Genomic DNA, 635 nt, shown 5'->3' on the forward strand with positions numbered 1-635 from the left:
CTAGGTATGATATTCTGGGAAAGAATTGTATTACGGAGAAAGATGCAATTAGAATCAAAAATGAGCTTGAAACCAATGGGAAAATTTTAACTGTAATGCCTGATTATATTCAATATTAAGTATTTTTAAGAGACAATGGAAAAGGTACAATGCCTATAAAACTACTATTCTTGAGGAATTGTTGAACACAATTAATACCAAAATATAACTTTTTATTGTGCGTATTATAAAAATTAAACTATTTTTGGATAGAGCGATGTTTCAAAAAAACGGTTGTGTATGCCATTGAACTGGCCTTGTGTTATAGGTATTCGTATAAATCTCATTATCAAGATCTAAACTCAGTGATGAGAGTCTTCTATAACCTTTATTCCCATACTAAATCATCTTTTTTACTGCATTTCTAGTGAAGATTTCATATCAATGACTTTCATCTTATTCTCTTCTTTGACCACTATTTTTGTATTTTTAAGCATTATATCGGTAGATTTTATGTCAGTGTGTATTAAACTTTATAGATAGCACGATAAAAGTACTGCATAAAATATTACTAAAATTCAGAAGATTCAGTATCAAAAATCCATTGATGAGTGTAAAATTAAAAATCACTAAATTTTGTAATTGGTTCATTATAT

Annotated in this window: 1 protein-coding gene; it reads left to right on the forward strand. The window is 27.7% G+C overall.

Translation table 11 applies throughout. The annotated features are described in order from the left end of the window. Positions 1 to 119 (forward strand): UPF0228 family protein (locus ASJ81_RS22300; RefSeq protein ID WP_170943333.1); only part of this gene is annotated, 119 nt, incomplete at its 5' end. Positions 120 to 635: the final 516 nt, after the last annotated feature.

Origin of the sequence: Methanosarcina spelaei, assembly GCF_002287235.1 — an archaeon.
Lineage (GTDB): Archaea > Halobacteriota > Methanosarcinia > Methanosarcinales > Methanosarcinaceae > Methanosarcina > Methanosarcina spelaei.